The 15,793-nt window shown below is 46.7% G+C and carries 20 protein-coding genes; 9 read left to right on the plus strand and 11 right to left on the minus strand.

Annotated features, from left to right (window positions below):
- The first annotated feature begins 161 nt into the window (after positions 1 to 161).
- Positions 162 to 2,216, plus strand: coding sequence for a transglycosylase domain-containing protein (locus GCA01S_RS01910; RefSeq protein WP_042406843.1), 2,055 nt, complete (start codon positions 162 to 164; stop codon positions 2,214 to 2,216).
- Between the two features lie 175 nt (positions 2,217 to 2,391).
- On the opposite strand, the gene GCA01S_RS01915 is transcribed toward GCA01S_RS01910, so the two are convergent.
- Positions 2,392 to 2,904, minus strand: a complete 513-nt coding sequence (locus tag GCA01S_RS01915) for a YwhD family protein (protein ID WP_042406846.1) — start codon at positions 2,902 to 2,904, stop codon at positions 2,392 to 2,394.
- 19 nt (positions 2,905 to 2,923) lie between these two features.
- A complete protein-coding gene (locus GCA01S_RS01920) occupies positions 2,924 to 3,592 on the minus strand; it encodes a site-2 protease family protein (protein WP_042406848.1) in 669 nt (222 codons plus the stop codon).
- 130 nt (positions 3,593 to 3,722) lie between these two features.
- Here GCA01S_RS01920 and GCA01S_RS01925 point away from each other — a divergent pair, with 130 nt between their 5' ends.
- Both GCA01S_RS01925 and GCA01S_RS01930 read left to right on the plus strand, forming a co-directional pair.
- Positions 3,723 to 3,911, plus strand: coding sequence for a 2-hydroxymuconate tautomerase (locus GCA01S_RS01925; protein WP_017436921.1), 189 nt, complete (start codon positions 3,723 to 3,725; stop codon positions 3,909 to 3,911).
- Between the two features lie 113 nt (positions 3,912 to 4,024).
- Complete coding sequence (locus GCA01S_RS01930) at positions 4,025 to 5,326, plus strand: NCS2 family permease (RefSeq protein ID WP_042406850.1); 1,302 nt, start codon at positions 4,025 to 4,027, stop codon at positions 5,324 to 5,326.
- A gap of 24 nt (positions 5,327 to 5,350) precedes the next feature.
- On the opposite strand, the gene GCA01S_RS01935 is transcribed toward GCA01S_RS01930, so the two are convergent.
- The 3 genes from GCA01S_RS01935 to GCA01S_RS01945 form a co-directional block, all read right to left on the minus strand.
- A complete protein-coding gene (locus GCA01S_RS01935) occupies positions 5,351 to 5,869 on the minus strand; it encodes a YwgA family protein (protein WP_042406853.1) in 519 nt (172 codons plus the stop codon).
- A gap of 13 nt (positions 5,870 to 5,882) precedes the next feature.
- The gene (locus tag GCA01S_RS01940) at positions 5,883 to 7,184 is read right to left on the minus strand and encodes an HD domain-containing protein (RefSeq protein WP_017436924.1); all 1,302 of its coding nucleotides are present in this window, start codon (positions 7,182 to 7,184) and stop codon (positions 5,883 to 5,885) included.
- A gap of 148 nt (positions 7,185 to 7,332) precedes the next feature.
- Entirely contained in the window at positions 7,333 to 7,560 is a 228-nt protein-coding gene (locus GCA01S_RS01945) for a YuzB family protein (protein WP_017436925.1), read from the minus strand.
- 249 nt (positions 7,561 to 7,809) lie between these two features.
- Here GCA01S_RS01945 and GCA01S_RS01950 point away from each other — a divergent pair, with 249 nt between their 5' ends.
- Positions 7,810 to 8,466: an RsfA family transcriptional regulator gene (locus GCA01S_RS01950; protein ID WP_042406856.1), complete on the plus strand. Its 657-nt coding sequence runs from the start codon at positions 7,810 to 7,812 to the stop codon at positions 8,464 to 8,466.
- A gap of 31 nt (positions 8,467 to 8,497) precedes the next feature.
- Here the strand turns inward: GCA01S_RS01950 and GCA01S_RS01955 are convergent, their stop codons facing one another.
- Together GCA01S_RS01955 and pta are read right to left on the minus strand one after the other, a co-directional pair.
- Positions 8,498 to 9,334, minus strand: coding sequence for a lipoate--protein ligase family protein (locus tag GCA01S_RS01955; protein WP_042406858.1), 837 nt, complete (start codon positions 9,332 to 9,334; stop codon positions 8,498 to 8,500).
- Positions 9,335 to 9,419: 85 nt separating this feature from the next.
- On the minus strand, positions 9,420 to 10,397 hold the full coding sequence (pta, locus tag GCA01S_RS01960) for a phosphate acetyltransferase (protein WP_042406861.1): 978 nt from the start codon (positions 10,395 to 10,397) through the stop codon (positions 9,420 to 9,422).
- A 207-nt stretch (positions 10,398 to 10,604) separates the two neighbouring features.
- Between pta and hemQ the strand changes: the two genes are divergently transcribed.
- The 5 genes from hemQ to GCA01S_RS01985 all read left to right on the plus strand — a co-directional run bounded on the left by hemQ (position 10,605) and on the right by GCA01S_RS01985 (position 13,852).
- Entirely contained in the window at positions 10,605 to 11,351 is a 747-nt protein-coding gene (gene hemQ / locus GCA01S_RS01965; RefSeq protein ID WP_042406863.1) for a hydrogen peroxide-dependent heme synthase, read from the plus strand.
- Positions 11,352 to 11,564: 213 nt separating this feature from the next.
- Positions 11,565 to 11,996, plus strand: coding sequence for a cell wall hydrolase (locus tag GCA01S_RS01970; protein WP_042406865.1), 432 nt, complete (start codon positions 11,565 to 11,567; stop codon positions 11,994 to 11,996).
- A 23-nt stretch (positions 11,997 to 12,019) separates the two neighbouring features.
- Complete coding sequence (gene gerQ / locus GCA01S_RS01975; protein WP_042406867.1) at positions 12,020 to 12,556, plus strand: spore coat protein GerQ; 537 nt, start codon at positions 12,020 to 12,022, stop codon at positions 12,554 to 12,556.
- A gap of 179 nt (positions 12,557 to 12,735) precedes the next feature.
- The gene (locus tag GCA01S_RS01980; RefSeq protein WP_042406871.1) at positions 12,736 to 13,149 is read left to right on the plus strand and encodes a hypothetical protein; all 414 of its coding nucleotides are present in this window, start codon (positions 12,736 to 12,738) and stop codon (positions 13,147 to 13,149) included.
- The gene (locus GCA01S_RS01985; protein ID WP_052510009.1) at positions 13,139 to 13,852 is read left to right on the plus strand and encodes a prenyltransferase; all 714 of its coding nucleotides are present in this window, start codon (positions 13,139 to 13,141) and stop codon (positions 13,850 to 13,852) included. The genes GCA01S_RS01980 and GCA01S_RS01985 overlap by 11 nt, the downstream gene beginning before the upstream one ends.
- Before the next feature lie 95 nt (positions 13,853 to 13,947).
- On the opposite strand, the gene GCA01S_RS01990 is transcribed toward GCA01S_RS01985, so the two are convergent.
- The 4 genes from GCA01S_RS01990 to GCA01S_RS02005 form a co-directional block, all read right to left on the minus strand.
- Entirely contained in the window at positions 13,948 to 14,319 is a 372-nt protein-coding gene (locus GCA01S_RS01990) for a DUF423 domain-containing protein (protein ID WP_042406875.1), read from the minus strand.
- 89 nt (positions 14,320 to 14,408) lie between these two features.
- Positions 14,409 to 14,690, minus strand: a complete 282-nt coding sequence (locus tag GCA01S_RS01995) for a hypothetical protein (protein ID WP_017436935.1) — start codon at positions 14,688 to 14,690, stop codon at positions 14,409 to 14,411.
- Between the two features lie 62 nt (positions 14,691 to 14,752).
- The gene (locus GCA01S_RS02000) at positions 14,753 to 15,013 is read right to left on the minus strand and encodes a YwdI family protein (protein WP_042406879.1); all 261 of its coding nucleotides are present in this window, start codon (positions 15,011 to 15,013) and stop codon (positions 14,753 to 14,755) included.
- Positions 15,014 to 15,043: 30 nt separating this feature from the next.
- Positions 15,044 to 15,730 carry a uracil-DNA glycosylase gene (locus tag GCA01S_RS02005; protein WP_042406881.1) on the minus strand — a complete coding sequence of 229 codons (687 nt, stop codon included), beginning with the start codon at positions 15,728 to 15,730 and terminating at the stop codon, positions 15,044 to 15,046.
- Positions 15,731 to 15,793 lie beyond the last annotated feature (63 nt).

Below are 15,793 nucleotides of genomic sequence, written 5' to 3' on the forward strand. Positions count from 1 at the left end.
ATTTTTCATCTTTCCCTCGCGAAGAAAAACTAAACATGAAAAAGTATAGAGCAATCTAGCAAAAATGCAAGAGGTACTTGATAGAAAAAACGTTTAAAATAGAAAAAAATTTTTCATACTAATACAAACACGGTTTTTATCAAGTTATGAGGTGATGAAAGTTGGAAATCATCCCAAGCAGCCGGTTCCGCGGGACGTGGAAATATATTCGGGCGTTCGCCTTTATCAGTTTCATCCTAGCAATCTTATCCGCCGTCACGATTGGTGGCTTTATTTTATTTGCTAAACTGCAAGGCGCTCCTCCGCTGGCGGTGCCGCAAACAACGATTTTTTATGCGGATGACGGCACAAAAATCGGCGAAAGCGATAACGGACAAACGCGCTACTGGGTCAAGCTTGACGATATATCCCCTTACGTCATACAAGCGACGATTGCCGTAGAAGACCGCAAATTTTACGAACATCACGGCTTTGATATCAAGCGGATTATCGGCGCCGTCGCCGCGGATATAAAAGCAATGGCGAAAGTGCAAGGAGCGAGCACCATCACCCAGCAATACGCGCGCAATTTATTTTTAACTCACGATAAGACATGGACAAGAAAATTGCAAGAGGCGCTGTACACGATCCGCCTCGAAGCCAATTATAGCAAAAAGCAAATTCTCGAAGGCTATTTAAACACGATTTACTACGGTCACGGCGCTTACGGGATCGAGGCAGCGGCCCGCTATTATTTCGGCAAACATGCAAAAGACCTTACATTAAGCGAAGCAGCGATGTTAGCCGGCATCCCGAAAGGTCCGTACTACTACTCTCCGTTGATTAATGAAAAGAGGGCCAAAGCGCGGCAAAAAACGGTACTTTTATCGATGGAACAAGCCGGATACATCAGCAAAAAAGAAGCGGAGCGAGCGTATCAAGAAAAACTTATTTATACGGCCCATCACGAAATAAAACAAAAAAATATCGCTCCTTATTTTCAAGACGTTGTCAAACATGTGCTGCGCAACCAATTAGGGCTGGATGAACGGACGATTGAACTCGGCGGCCTGCGCGTGTATACATCGCTCGATCCACATATGCAGAAAATCGCAGAACAGGAAATAAACGCGGTCATTGACCCGAACTCCCAAATTCAAGCCGCGCTTGTCGCGATGGACCCGCGCACGGGAGAAGTAAAAGCGCTTGTCGGCGGCAGGGACTATGAAAAAAGCCCATTTAACCGAGCTGTACAGGCGGAACGGCAGCCAGGCTCCACCTTCAAGCCGTTTCTCTACTATGCAGCGATTGAGCAAGGGTTCACGCCATCTACGCAAATGCGCAGCGAGCTGACGACATTTACGTTTGATAACGGCAAGTCCAAATATACCCCGCATAACTATAATGATTACTATGCGAATGACACGATTACGCTCGCACAGGCGATAGCCTTATCGGATAACGTATTTGCCGTAAAAACGCATTTATTTATCGGTGAAGACAAACTTGTGAAAACGGCGAAAAAACTAGGTATTACAAGCAAATTAAAAGAGGTTCCGTCGTTGGCGCTCGGAACATCGCCGGTGAAAGTGATCGATATGGTGAGAGCCTACAGCGCGTTTGCCAATAACGGCAAAAGAGTGGAACCGGTTTTTATTAAAAAAATCGTCAATCATGAAGGAGAAACGATTTACGAATATAAACCATCAAGCAAACAAGTGCTCGATCCGGACGCCGCTTATGTCACCACTCAGCTGATGACGGGCATGTTTGACCCAAAACTAAACGATTATACGACCGTTACCGGCCAATCGATTCGCAAACAGATTACACGTCCGTACGCGGGCAAATCGGGAACAACAGAAACGGATAGCTGGATGATTGGATTTGCGCCACAACTAGTTACAGGGGTATGGACCGGTTACGACCGTGGGGAAACGATTGATAAAATGGTGGAGAAACAATATGCAAAACAAATTTGGGTTCGATTTATGGAAAAAAGTTTACAAGGAAAACCAAAGAAAAAGTTTAAGCCAACCAAAGGGGTTGTTGGTGTTTATGTCGACCCGGATAACGGCAAACTTGCGACAAAATCATGTCCGGTAAAGCGTCTTACTTATTATATTGCTGGTACCGAACCGACCGACTACTGCACGGATCATTTACCACATCAAAAGAAATCAAAGAAAAAAGAGGAAAAGAAAAATTGGTTCCAAAAACTGTTCCCTTGGTTTTAAAGGAAGACCCCTCAAGCGCTTTCGCTTGAGGGGTCTTCTTGTCCTAGTTTTATTGTGTTATACATGTAGGTTTAGTTTACCCTTTTTCCTGCTAAACTACAAGTACCCGCCATATGACGTTCACAAAAACGTCACATATATGGAAATTCATGAAAGCCGCGGGCATCTGCCGCTGTCATTTTCCGCCTTCCAGTCCTTTTTTCAACTCCTCACTCGAACGATTCCACATTTCGATATCGTGTTGTTTCAAAAAGTCCGCAAGCACCCGTTTTGATTTCTCATCCATATGATCAACGATAATATGGCGCTTTAGTGATTTATCTAAACGATTTACATGCTCCGGCAGCAGTTTGTAGCCGCGACGCGCCTCTCGGTCGACCGTCATTTCACAGGCGGTCACACCGGCATAATACGGCCCGTCTTCTCTCCGTTCAATCGTGACCCAAACGATCCAATAAGGCTTGCCATTTGGCACTTCGTCGCGGTTTGGCAAAAACTTAATGCCCCGCTCCACCGCGCTGCGGGCATGCATCGCGCCCATGTCGACAAACGCCTCGCCCGCTTCGACATCAATAATGACAGGGGAAACGTTCTCCAAACTTAGCGCTCCGGCGCCAAAACCACGGTGGCCGTCGGTCGGATCATCTTTAATAATGTTAAACCCAATATTTTTCTTCTTTTTTTCCATCGAACACCCCTCCTTCATGTCACACGAACAATGTGGCAAAAAATGATTGCAAATTTTCCAAGACAAACGGAACCGCTACTTGAAAAATCGGCTCGATTGTATAACTGTCAAGCGGAGTCAGCACCAAAATGAGAAACAAAAGCGCCCCATAGCTTTCCCATTGCGTCATTTTCGCACGAACACCTTGCGGGGCTAAATCTTCGATAATCCGATATCCATCAAGGGGCGGAAACGGAAGCAAGTTAAAAATAAACAACACGACATTTAAACTGATAAAAATTTGGAAAAAAAGGTCAAACCCCGCAGCGAACCAATCGGGAAGCGCCCGCATGACTCCGAAATAAATCATGCTATACCAGACAATAAATCCAAGCGCGGCAAGCAATAAATTGCTTAGCGGTCCGGCAACCGATACAAGGATCCCAGCGAGACGCGGATGTTTAAAGTGAAAGCGGTTGACCGGAACGGGCTTTGCCCAGCCGAAACCGGCAAGAAAAATAAGCAACGTGCCAAGCAAATCCAAATGGGCAAGCGGCGACAGCGTCAGTCTGCCCTCATTTTTAGCAGTCGGATCGCCGAACTTATAAGCGACATACGCGTGGGCAAATTCATGCACCGAAAAAGCGATCACCAGCGCCATCAATACATATGGAATTTGGCTTAACGAATACGGCAAGAAATGTTCCACTCTGTTTAACTCCTTTTTCCACATATTAAACTTATTATTAGTATACATGATTTACCGGAAAAAGTGGACTGAAGTCCCTTTTTTCATGATATAATCAACACGACAAGAGATGAACAAAGGAGGAGCACCGATGCCTTACGTAACCATTAAAATGCTTGCCGGACGCACAGAAGAACAAAAAAAGGCACTTGTCGAAAAAGTGACAGAAGCGGTTGCAGAAACAACGGGCGCTTCGAAAGACAAAATCGTCGTTTTCATTGAAGAAATGACGAAAAATCATTACGCTGTCGGCGGAAAACGATTGAGCGACGAGCAATAAGCATGCAGGCAAGGAACTTTTTCATGGTTCCTTGCTTTTTTTATTGCGGATTTTTTAAAAAACGAATATTATTATATACGTATTTAAAAATGTTCGTATTTTGGAGGTAAACGATGTTTGATTTAACGAAACATAACACGAATTTAAAAACAGAAATCATTGCCGGATTTACAACATTTTTAACCATGGTATACATCATCGTTGTCAACCCGGTCGTATTGTCGGATGCCGGCGTTCCGTTTGCGCAAGTGTTTACCGCCACGATTATCGCCACTGTCATCGGCACGCTATGGATGGCGCTGTTTGCCAACTATCCGATCGCCATCGCTCCGGGAATGGGATTAAACGCCTATTTCGCTTATTCGGTTGTCGGTTCGCACGGCAATATTTCTTATGAAGTGGCGTTTTCTGCGGTGTTCGTTGCCGGAATCCTTTTTGTCATTTTGTCGCTGACGCCGTTTCGCAGCAAGCTGATTGAAGCGATTCCGGAAAATTTGAAGCACGGCATTACCGCAGGAATCGGCTTGTTTATCGCCTTTATCGGCCTTCGTTTAACCGGCATTATTCAAGCCCATCCGCAAAACTTAGTCGCGTTAGGCGATTTGCACTCGCCATCGGCGGTGTTGACGCTCATCGGCTTGGCAGTGACGCTCGTGCTGATGTCGCTTGGCGTCAACGGCGCGCTCTTTTTGGGAATGGTCATCACTGGAGTGATTGCTTATTTCACCGGACAATTGAAATTTGACAAAGGCTTCGTTTCCGTGCCATCGCTACCGGAAGGGCTTGTTGTCGCCAATCCGCTTACTGCCATCGGCGATGTCATCCATTACGGATTATATGCCGTTGTGTTTTCCTTTTTGCTGGTGACAATTTTTGATACGACAGGAACGATGATCGGCGTTGCCCAGCAAGCCGGGCTCATGAAAGGAAAAACAATGCCGCGCGCCCGCGAGGCGCTGCTTTCCGACTCGATTGCGACGACGATCGGCGCCATGTTCGGCACAAGCCCGACATCGGCGTATATCGAATCTTCTTCCGGCGTCGCCGCCGGAGGGCGTACGGGTATTACAGCGCTAACGGTCGCCATCTTATTCGTGCTATCCGCCTTTTTCGGGCCGCTTGTTGGCGCCGTATCCGGCATCGCGGCGATTACCGCGCCGGCGCTTATTATCGTCGGCAGCTTAATGATGGGAAGCATCGCCCGGATTCAATGGGATCAGCTCGATGAGGCATTCCCGGCGTTTCTCATCATTTTAAGCATGCCGCTGACATCGAGCATCGCTACGGGAATTGCATTAGGGTTTATTTCGTACCCGCTATTAAAAATCACGCGCGGCAAATGGCGCGAAGTGCATCCGCTCGTATATATTTTTGCTGTTCTCTTCTTCTATCAGCTTGCCTTCCTGCCGCATTAACGCAACAAAAAAACGAAGTCCCGTTCAGGCGCGGACTTCGTTTTTTACTTTAGCGCGCAATTGTTCAATATAGTTATACGCCTGTTCCACTTCTTCTTCCGTGTAGCGCTGCTTGCTTTTTAATAAAAATACTTTTTCCTTCACTTCTTCTTTCGGTAAATGTTCAAAATAGAGCACCGTCGATACGAGCTCTAAAAACCGCGAGTTTTGCTCGTTCATATCTTGCATGCATTCACGCAAATAAGGCATGTCCAAATCGTAATGGTTTAAAAACTGTATGCCCGCTTCCGTCAGCGTATAGCGATATTGAAAATACCCGCCTTTTTTTTCTTTCATTTCGTGCAAAAACCCTAAATCACAAAGCTCCTCAATCCGACATGTTAATTCTTCGGAATATGGTCCGTAAAAATGGAAATTAAACTTCTCGTAAAACGGAAACTGCAACTTTTTGGCGATGTAAATCATTTTTTGCAGCTTTTTGCGACCGACGATTTCCCCAGCTGCCGCCAGCGCCTTCATCACTTTCGCATGCTCTGTAAACACTCCCCGTCATCTCCTAACCCTCTAAAATTTCAATGATTTTTTTCTTTGTCGTCCGCTTTGTCGAAAAATCATAAATGAAATCAGCAGGAAAATACAGTTTATGATCGGTTCTGCGCTTTCCGGAAATGGCATCGACGAGCACCGATTCCCGCGACAGCTCGCGAAGCTCTCCATTCGGCATCAATAAATAAATCGGCAGCCGCTCCCCTTCCTCGCCGGGGCGGTAAAAGTCATACGGCAAATCGGATGAAGAATCGACGACCAAGTAATATTCCGGATCAATGCCTGCTTTTTTAAATAAGCCCGTCAGTTCGATCAGCTTCGTCATCTGCTCGTTTGTTGGATTAAATTCGACATATTTGAATAAATGACGGTTGACAAAACGGCGGCATAGGTCGCTCAAAATCGCGTCTCGTTCATGTTGCCATTGTTGAAAATAAAACAAGATCACCGCCTCATCAAGCTGCAAATAATCTTGCAATTCTACCGTCCCAGTAAAAAACGAGTAAAAATGAATCGGCTTCGTCTGGAACTCATACCCTTCTTCATACAGCCTTTTTGCCCGGTGCAAAATTTTCGTTAAAATGACTTCGGCGCTGCGCGTGACCGGATGGAAATAGACTTGCCAATACATTTGGTAACGGCTCATAATATAGTCCTCAACCGCATGCATGCCGCTGCGCTTAATGACGACTTGGTCTTCACGCGGACGCATGACGCGCAAAATCCGCTCCATATCAAAATTGCCGTAGCTGACGCCGGTGTAGTACGCATCCCTAAGCAAATAATCCATCCGATCGGCGTCGATCTGACTGGAAATCAAGCTGACGACAAGCTTATTTGGATACGTTTTTGCAATCACTTCCGCCACTTTTTTCGGGAAATCGTCGCTGACGCGGCGGAGTACAGCGTTCACTTCCGTATCCCCTAAAATGATGGCCTGGGTGAAATCTTCATGATCGAGCCGAAACACTTTTTCAAAGGAATGGGAGAACGGCCCGTGACCTAAATCATGCAATAGCGCCGCACATAGGCAAAGAAGCCGCTCACTATGGTCCCAATGTTCACGGCCGACGAACACATCATCAATAATACGGCGAATAATTTCGTAGACGCCAAGCGAATGGTTAAAGCGGCTATGCTCGGCGCCGTGAAACGTCAAATACGTCGTGCCGAGCTGTTTAATGCGGCGCAAACGCTGAAATTCCTTCGTTCCGATCAAATCCCAAATCACTTTATCACGAACGTGTATGTATCGGTGCACTGGATCCTTAAATACTTTTTCCTCACTCAGCTGCCCGCCGGGATATGCCATGTTATCCCCTCTTCCATTTCTAACATGAATCTATTATAAGCCGTTTTCTTTTATAAAGAAATACTTCATTTTTTCTTCTTTACCTCTCATTATTTCCCAAAATATAGAAACAAAAAATCACCTTCTTATCAAAAAGGAAGGCGATTTTTTAATTCTTCTTTAATTTTTCGGCAATTTTTTCGATCAGCTCATCCTCTGTCAATGCTGCGACCGGACGGTTATTGACAAAGGCAAATGTCTTTTTGCGGCCCGGGCCGCAATACGACTGGCAGCCGATTTTAATGGTCGCATCTGGATCCAACTTTTTCAAACGCGGAATTAACGTTTTCAAATTTGGCGCTTTGCAGTCATCACAAACGCGAAATTCATTTGCCATGCTGGCTCACCCTTTCTCTGCGCTCGCTTGCGTTTGTTTACACTATCGTGTATTCTAACGCTTCTTTTTGCCTATTGCAAGTTTGTTGGCTTCCGGCCTCTATTCCATTTTCTTCCTCTATACGCTCCCATCACGCGGTTCGTGCACAATTCTTGCAATTTTTGATTCACCGAAACTAAAAAATGTATAAAATTTACTATTTTTGGCCATGCTTCTACTAGCAAACAAGAAAAAGGGGAGTTGAGAACGATGAAGCAACGGCAAGATGCATGGACAGAAGAAGAAGATTTGCTATTAGCAGAAACAGTGTTGCGTCATGTGCGTGAAGGGAGCACACAACTAAACGCGTTTGAAGAAGTCGGCGATAAATTAAACAGGACATCGGCGGCTTGCGGCTTCCGCTGGAATGCGGTCGTCCGGCGCCGTTACGAACAAGCGCTGCAGCTTGCCAAACGGCAGCGCAAAGAAAGACAGCGGCTTTTAGGACAGCAAGGCGGGAAGAAAAAGCTGCTTTACAATCCTCCTGTTCCTTCGCTAGCAGAAATCGGGGAAATCACCCAGTTGCCGGCGGTTGTATCTTCTGCTAGTGAATCATCATCGATTACATTAGATCAAGTGATTTCCTTTTTGCAAACGTTAAAAACGGCTCATCGCCGGCACGAAGTATTGACAAAAGAAAATGAACGTCTGCGCAAAGAAAATGAAGAAATGCGGGCGAAAAATAAAGAATTAGAAAAGAAAATTGCCAAACTAGAAGAAAACTCTTCCACGATTCAAGAAGATTACGAAACATTAGTAAGAATTATTAATAGAGCCCGAAAGCTTGTTTTGCAAGAAGAAGAGGAGCGCCAGGCGCTCAAATTCCGCATGGACCAAAACGGAAATTTAGAAAAAATCGCAGAATAATAAAGGCTGCCCTGAGAAAACGGGGCAGCCTTTATGATGTAACGAATGCTTTTTCGTTGCGGCGGACGATGCGCTCCCAATAATATTCGTATAAAGACAGCTCTTCCTCCGTCAACGTCGAGGAGTACAGATGGCCGCCAAACGACTGGAGCGTGCGCAATAAAAGGAGCATCACGGCCGGGATGGTCAGCTCGTCTCCGAGCAATTCCGAAAGCGACGCCATCGTGCTTGGAACAATGATCGGATAGGAAAACTTCGTCGCTTCTCCTTGCAATCCAAGCTCATAAAAACGGCGGATTAGCTCGGCGCGCGCCGAGCCGCTTCCATTGATGCATAAATAAATTTGCACCGCCACGCCGCCGCGCACGCGCCGCTGCGAAATGCCAGCGAATTTTTTGCCGTCAATGCTGAGATCGTAGCTGCCCGGGCAATACGAACCGACGATTTCCCGTGCTTCAATCACTTTACCGTAAGACGAAAACATCGCCTTTATGAGCTGCCACATCGCTTCATATCCTTGATGAATATCAATCGCTTTCGTCGTTTCCGGAAAAACAAGCGATACATTGAGCACCCCGTCATCAAGCACGACGGCAAGTCCCCCAGAATTGCGGACAATCACCTTGTATTGGTTTGTTTCTAAAAAAGACACGGCTTCCTGCAGATGGGGAAGCTTTGTATCTTGTATCCCTAACACCACTGTATTGTAATGAACCCATGTGCGAACGACCGCATCGGAAAGTCCCGTTCCTACTGACGTACAAAGCGTATCATCGATCGCAAACGATTGTTTCGCATCAAACATCGGGCCAAAATGCGACTGATCAATAATGCGCCATTTCGCCTGTTGCAACAATTCGTGGACCATTGCTTTTCTCCTTAACGAAGTAGTCTGCAAAAATTATATCACAACACGAAAAAAAAGGGTGACCGCTTTGTCACCCTTTTCCGAATTATAGCGATTGCGCTGCAGTAATGAGCGTAAGCTTGTACACATCTTCCGCATTGCAGCCGCGCGACAGGTCGTTAACCGGCTTATTAAGCCCTTGCAAAATCGGGCCGATCGCTTCAAAATTGCCGAGACGCTGAGCGATTTTGTAGCCGATGTTTCCTGCTTCTAAGCTTGGGAAAATAAATACGTTCGCATCTCCTTGAATGACGGAATCCGGCGCTTTCTTTTTCGCGACAGACGGAACGAACGCGGCGTCGAATTGAAACTCGCCGTCCAACACTAAATCTGGCGCCATTTCTTTTGCAAGACGCACCGCTTCGACGACTTTTTCCGTTTCCGGCGATTTTGCGGATCCTTTTGTTGAAAAGCTTAACATCGCCACACGCGGTTCGATATCGAACATTTTTGCTGTGTTGGCGCTCTCTACGGCAATTTCCGCTAAATCTTGGCTGTCTGGCGCAATGTTAATCGCACAATCGGCAAATACGTACTTCTCCTCACCGCGCACCATAATAAATACGCCTGACGTTTTGCGGATGCCTGGTTTTGTTTTAATAATTTGCAAAGCCGGTCTTACTGTATCGGCCGTCGAATGGGCAGCACCGCTCACCAGCCCGTGCGCTTTATCCATGTACACAAGCATGGTGCCAAAATAATTTTCATCATCAAAAAGCAGCTTACGCGCCGCTTCTTCTGTCACTTTTCCGTTACGGCGCTCGACAAACGCGCGAACAAGCTCGTCCATTTCTTCGTATTGATGCGGATCGATGATTTCGACATTCGGAAGCGTCAATCCGAGCTCGCTTGCTTTTTGTTTTACCGCCTCTTCGTTGCCGATCACAATCGGCGCTACAATTTGTTCATTTGCCAGGCGGCTTACCGCTGTTAAAATACGCTCATCAAGACCTTCCGGAAAAACAATTTTCCGTTGTTTTCCTGCTACTTTTTCTTTTAAGGCAGAAAATAAATCACTACTCACGAGCCAATCCTCCTCAATGTATGAAATCCTCTATATACTCTAGGATACTCTTATTATGTAGAAACGCAACCAAATTAAGCACTCACAACAAATATTCGCTTTATTAAAATAATTCAGTTTACTGGCTTCTATATGCGACATTCGAGCGTTTCTTGGCCAAACTATGGTATAGTAAAACTGTACATTACATATAAGGAGTGAATGTAAATGAGTGAAGCCGTACACACACTCGATGGCTGGTATTGTCTTCACGATTTCCGCTCTATGGATTGGAGCGCTTGGAAAACGTTAACAAGTGATGAGCGGGAAGCAGCCATTCATGAGTTTTTATCATTAGTCGAAAAATGGCAAGAAACAGAGGATAAAAAAGAAGGCAGCCACGCCATTTATACGATTGTCGGGCAAAAGGCAGATATTATGTTTATGATTTTACGTCCGACGATCGAAGAATTGAATGAAATCGAAACGGCGCTAAACAAAACAAAATTGGCAGAATATTTCATTCCGGCATATTCTTATGTATCCGTTGTGGAACTAAGCAACTATCTTCCTTCCGATGGCAGCGATCCATACGAAAATCCGGAAGTGCGCCGCCGTCTCTACCCAATTTTGCCGAAAACGAAACATGTTTGCTTCTATCCGATGGACAAGCGTCGTCAAGGCAATGACAACTGGTATATGCTTTCAATGGAAGAACGGCGCAATTTAATGCGCGCCCATGGCATGACTGGCCGCAAATACGCCGGCAAAGTGACGCAAATTATCACCGGCTCCGTCGGCTTGGATGACTTTGAATGGGGTGTTACATTATTCTCCGATGACGCTTTGCAATTTAAAAAACTCGTTTACGAAATGCGCTTTGATGAAGTGAGCGCCCGCTATGGAGAATTCGGATCGTTCTTTGTCGGCAATCGCTTAACAGCAGAGAAGGTATCGTCGTTTTTCCATGTGTAATGAATCCCCGCTTCTTCACTGAAGGAGCGGGCTTTTTTCGCCTGTGCCTCATTTTTGTCGGACAGCCCCCTTTTTTTCTGTCATATCCCGCTTTTTTCCCCCATACATATAAATCAGAAATTCGCTTAGAAAAATTACGAGGACGTTGTCACCATTCCTCCTTTGTATCAATAGCCTATTATTGTCGAGAAAAAAGACAATTGAGGTGACGACATGGCTGTTGTTGCACATACAGAGGAAGACGTAAGACTGCTGGCAAGGCTGATGCGGGCGGAAGCAGAAGGTGACGGACGGCTTGGCATGTTAATGGTAGGAAACGTCGGAGTGAACCGTTGCATCGCCGATTGCCTTGACTTTCGGGGAATACGCACCATCCGCCAAATGGTGTTTCAAAGCCCGGGCGGCTTTGAAGCAGTGCAAAAAGGATATTTTTATCAACGAGCAAGACAACTAGACATGCAATTAGCCCGTCAAGTGCTTCGCGGCTGGCGGTACCATCCGGCCACCTATGCGCTTTGGTTTTTTAAACCTCCAGCGGGCGCAGATTGTCCACCGCAGTGGTTTGGTCAACGGAACGTCGGCCGTTATAAATCGCATTGCTTTTATGCGCCATCACCGAGTGATTGCCCAAGAGTATATTATTAAATTTCTATAGAGGAGGTTTTTCCATGTCCAAAAATTCCTATGAAAATACGTATAATCCGCTAGACGATGAACGCCAACAACCATATCAATTTTATCAATCTTATCAGCCGTATCCATATGGTTATATGTATCCACAAGCTTATTACCCAACCGCTTATCCATACTATTCCCCGCAACCGATGACGACACCAACTCCTGCATTTGGCTTACAAACGCCTTCTTTCGCAATGCAAACGCCGACAACGGCGAGCCAGCCGTCCATTCCGGGGATGCTGCCGATTGAAGAGTCTTACATTGAAAACATTTTGCGCCTCAACAAAGGAAAACTCATTACCGTATATATGACGTTTGAAAACAACCGGGAATGGAACGCAAAAATATTCCGCGGCAACATCGAAGCGGCAGGGCGCGACCATTTGATCTTAAGCGATCCGCAAACAGGAATGCGCTACTTATTGCCGATGATTTATCTTGATTACATCGTGTTTGAAGGAGAAATTTCCTATGAATATCCGTTTGCCGGGGCGACGGCGCAATTGAGCAGTTATTCCCCACGATAACCGCAAAAAATAAGGTTGCTAAACGCAACCTTATTTTTTATGCCATCCCCATGCTGCCCCGCCTTTGAAAAAGCTTCAACCTGGACGCACATTCACCCTGATTATGTGATGCCAATCACACTTAGCCCGCATGCCACATTGTATAATGGTCTCGAACAAAGCAAAAGAGGTGACCCGGCATGGCCTGGGTAGTTCATGAAGTTCTGCTGGGAATACATATCATCCTCGCGATGATTTGGGTAGGAGGCATTTTCTTTATCGGTTGGGGGGTCTACCCCGTAGCGAAAACGATGCCGGCTTCCCAGCAGCAGCCATTTTTTCGTTCTCTTATGCAATGGACGCATTGGCCGCTTACATTGGCAGGCTCCGGAGTGATCATAACCGGCATTTTGCTCGGCACCGTCGCTGGACCGATCCGCCATTGGCATGACTTGTGGAACACGACGTACGGCCATATATGGCTGGCCGCCCTTCTCATCGGCCTTGCCACCTTGGCATGGGGAGTGTTTGTCGGCTATCGGCGGGCAATAAACATTTTTACCAACGATTCCCTTTGGCAACAAGCAGAAAGCGGTGACAAATATGTTAAATGATTATTTTGACGTCCTGCGCGGCCAAGACCGCGACAAGTGGGCGACACCCGGAGATCCGTCATTCGGCCGCGGCCCCTCCCATCATGTTGTTCCTGCTGTCGCCGGCGTCATGCTCTCTGCGGCGGTGCTGCTTGGTGCATACCTAGCCTGGCACAGCCGTTTATGGATTGCCATCGCCGGCACTTTAGGAATCCTGTTCGGTTACGCCTACTCGGCCGGCCCACGTCCTTTATCGTCGCTAGGCTTAGGGGAGCTTGTCGCTGCTGTATTCATGGGACCGGTGGCCACTTCCCTCGCCTATACCGTGCAAGGCGATCCACCCGATGCCCAGGTTTTTGCCGTCTCTTTTCCTTTCGCCTTGCTGATCGCTTCCATGATTTTATCCAACAATATACGCGACATCGAAAAAGACCGGACATTTCGCCGCACCTTGGCGATCGTTCTTGGACGCGCGGGGGCTGTACGTTTTCTTGCCGTTATACTCGCCCTCGCCTACTTGTCCATGATTAGTTTGATCGCTTTCCATATCGTTCCATGGACAGCGGGAATAGCCTTGCTTGCTCTGCCGCTAGCCATTCGGCTTCGCTGGTGTTTCCGCTGTGGAGCCGAACGGATGGAAGAAATCAGCGGCATGAAATGGGCTGCCTGGCATCACTGGGTCTTCGGATTGCTCTTTGTTTTTGGCATATGGTTATCCCCGTAAATGAACGTCAGAAAAACTTTCGGCCATTTGCCACCCGCAAAGAACCGTTTATATTCGAAAAAAGAAAGAAGGAGCGCTTCATGGAAACGCTCCTCTCAACCTATTTTCATTGCCGCATAACCGATCAGCACCCACGCGATTAAAAACGCAACGCCGCCAAACGGGGTGATCGCTCCAAGCGGTTTGATTTGCGTCACGCTTAACACATACAAGCTTCCGGAAAATAAGACAATGCCGACAAACATCATCCAGCCGGCTATGCTGATCAAGCCCGCTTGCGGAAACTTGCCAAGCAGCAGCCCAACGGCAAACAGGCCAAGCGCATGAAACATTTGGTACTGCACCGCTGTTTTCCATATTTCAAAATAACGGTCGGGAATTTTCCCCTCGAGCCCGTGCGCCCCAAACGCCCCAAGCGCAACAGCTAAAAAGGCATTCAGCGCTCCAAGGAAGACAAACGTTTTCATGGTATCTCCGCCCTCTCCTGCACAGTTTTCACCCCTATCATAACGTATTTCGACAACAAAGAAAAACCCTTCTGCTTCAGAAGGGTTTTTCAGCGCTGCTGTAAATACATTTCCAGCACTTTTTTCACTTTTTCTTCTTCATCACGGTCGGCGTGAATTTCATAATGATCGCCATCCACTTTTGCTTCAATTTGCGAAAAGCCTTGGTTTCGCAAAAACTGTTCCACATCCACTACGTCCTCGTTAGAGCCAAACAGCATCTTATATCCGACAAAATCGCCGTTCACATATACTTCGTAACGATCGTGGGACAATTTTACTTCATTTTCATCGGTATCAACAAAAGGGAAAAAATCAAAACGATCTGACATATTGCCACCTCCGTTTATTGACCATTATTCCCTTTTGCCTACCGATTATGAGAAAATTATACTTAAAAATCGAATAGCGACGGACCGTTCGCATCGTCGCCGATATCGATTCGCTCTCCCTTTTCTTGCCGAATCAAAATCGGCGGCGCTTCCGGCAAAGAAACCGCCGGCATTTCTCGTTTTTCCTCTTCTTCCAACACCAAGTCACATAAAGCACGCACAGCGGCGATATGCTCCCGCACGCGCTGCGGGCTGCCCGCCGTCCTTGCTCTTTGCAGCTCTTCCTCCATTTTTGCCAAAATCGTCGCAATCGAAATCGCCAATGTGTTCACTCCTCGTCTCATCCATATCACTTAAGCTTTGTTTCCTATGTTCTCAATCTGCCAGTCAATCGGGTCGTACCCGCATTGCTGCAAAAACGCGTTCGTCCGCGAAAACGGGCGATGGCCAAAAAAGCCGCGTGACGCCGAAAACGGGCTCGGATGCGGCGCCTCAATAATGTAGTGATGCCGATTCGTAATGAGCTCTTTTTTCGCCTGCGCATGCCGCCCCCACAAAAGAAAGACGACCGGATCTTGCTTTTCGTTTACGAGCTCAATGACACGATCCGTGAAAAACTCCCATCCTTTTCCCCTATGGGAATTGGCCTGCCCGCGGCGCACCGTCAATACGGTGTTTAATAACAATACTCCTTGCTTCGCCCATTTTACCAAATATCCATTGTCTGGAATGTAACATCCTAAATCATCGTGAAGCTCTTTAAAAATATTGACAAGCGACGGCGGCAGCGGCACTCCCGGTTTGACAGAAAAACTCAGCCCGTGCGCCTGTCCCGGCCCGTGGTACGGGTCTTGCCCTAAGATCACGACTTTCACTTGCGCATACGGCGTATAGTGAAGCGCATTAAAAATATCGTACATGTCCGGATAAATCGTCCGTGTACGGTATTCTTCTTTCAAAAATTCGCGCAGTTTTATGTAATATGGCTTATGAAACTCTTCTTCCAATAGCGGAGCCCAGTCATTTTTCAAAATAGCCATCTCGCTAACCCCTTTTCGTTTGCTTATTATTAATGTACCAAATCGAACAGGCTAAATAAACCG

The organism is Parageobacillus caldoxylosilyticus NBRC 107762 (assembly GCF_000632715.1).
GTDB classification, from domain to species: domain Bacteria; phylum Bacillota; class Bacilli; order Bacillales; family Anoxybacillaceae; genus Saccharococcus; species Saccharococcus caldoxylosilyticus.